The 1,422-nt window shown below is 45.4% G+C and carries 2 protein-coding genes; one reads left to right on the forward strand and one right to left on the reverse strand.

The features are described from left to right. Positions 1-1,080: HD-GYP domain-containing protein (locus tag R7P35_RS24345; protein WP_318092906.1), on the forward strand; the 1,080-nt coding region annotated here is incomplete at its 5' end. A gap of 65 nt (positions 1,081-1,145) precedes the next feature. Here the strand turns inward: R7P35_RS24345 and R7P35_RS24350 are convergent. Next, the coding region (locus R7P35_RS24350) for a 2OG-Fe(II) oxygenase (RefSeq protein WP_318092908.1) at positions 1,146-1,422 on the reverse strand (277 nt) is incomplete at its 5' end.

Genomic DNA, 1,422 nt, shown 5'->3' on the forward strand with positions numbered 1-1,422 from the left:
TGTTACTTTGCAGGCATGATTCACGATTGTGGCGTCTCTGAAACGCAAGAACATAAAATGCTGCTGGACGAGCTCATCCCTCAAGATGCCAAAGCACACTGTCTGCGCGGCTACCAAACGCTCAAACAATGTCGCCTTTTAAATCAATTTGCCGTTCCAGTACTTTACCACCACACCCATTGGGATGAACTGCAACATCTCCACCTACCTGAATTCGAAAAAGACGTTGCGGCCCTACTCTACCTTTCTGATCGACTAGACTTCATGCGTGCGCGCTATGTAATGAACTGCCACTGTGACATTGTCACGCTGCATGAGGAATTGATTGCAGAATGTGTATTGGCGAATGCTGGTACCTTGTTTAATCCCGTTATGTGCGAAGCTATGGTTAAGCTCATCATGACCGACGGATTTTGGTTCGCGATGGAATCAGAAAACATCGAAACCATTGGTCTAAATTTTAAGAGCATTGATTGGTTACAAAAACAGTTAACCATTTGGGACATGAACAGCCTTGGATTATTTCTGGCGCGCATTGTCGATGCGAAAAGCCCATTTACTTATCAACACTCGCAAAAAGTTGCTGAGTTGTCGCGCTATTTGGCGGGCAAATTAGGACTCGATGAACACGACCAAGAAATGCTGTTTATTGCCGGTTTGGTTCACGACATAGGTAAGCTAAAGACGCCGGATGAAATTCTACATAAGGAAGGCGCGCTCAGTAAGCAGGAATACACGAGAATCAAACGACATACGATAGATACTCAACTTGCGCTGCATAAGGTGTTCCCAAACGCCAAAATCGCAGAATGGGCTTCAAATCACCATGAACGCTTGGACGGCTCTGGCTACCCTTACCATAAAACAGCAGAAGAACTCGACATCCCTTCTCGCATTATTGCCGTTGCCGATGTGTTTCAGGCACTATCACAAGATCGCCCTTATCGAGGACGAATGAGCCAAACACAAATTGCTGAGATCATGGATGACCTAATTGAGCAGAATAAACTCTGCGCTCACGTCTATGAGGTGTTAGAGCAGAATATGACGGCTTGCTATAACATGTCTATTTGCCACTAAAAGCCGATTTCCAGACATTAAAAAGGGCGCATCACGCGCCCTTTTTAGTATTTAGTGTCTAGATGTTAACTCGCGATGTCCAGAAGGTTATCTCTCACACCATTAATTCTGAACCAGCCTGCGATACTGAAACGTTGCGCGTTAGTTGGCAACACTTCATGAGGAAACTGTTCAGATAAGAACACCAGTAGACGCCCACCACGAGGAGGTATTGTCGCGATTTCTTTGTCATTGAGATCATAGACGACCAGTTCGCCCGAGTCCTCTTCACTCCAAGATTCATTCATGTAGAACACCGTGGTTAAGCGACGGTTTTCGTTCCCTTTAAAGCAATCAAGGTGT

This window comes from Vibrio sp. Vb0304 (genome assembly GCF_033338995.1).
Lineage (GTDB): Bacteria > Pseudomonadota > Gammaproteobacteria > Enterobacterales > Vibrionaceae > Vibrio > Vibrio alginolyticus.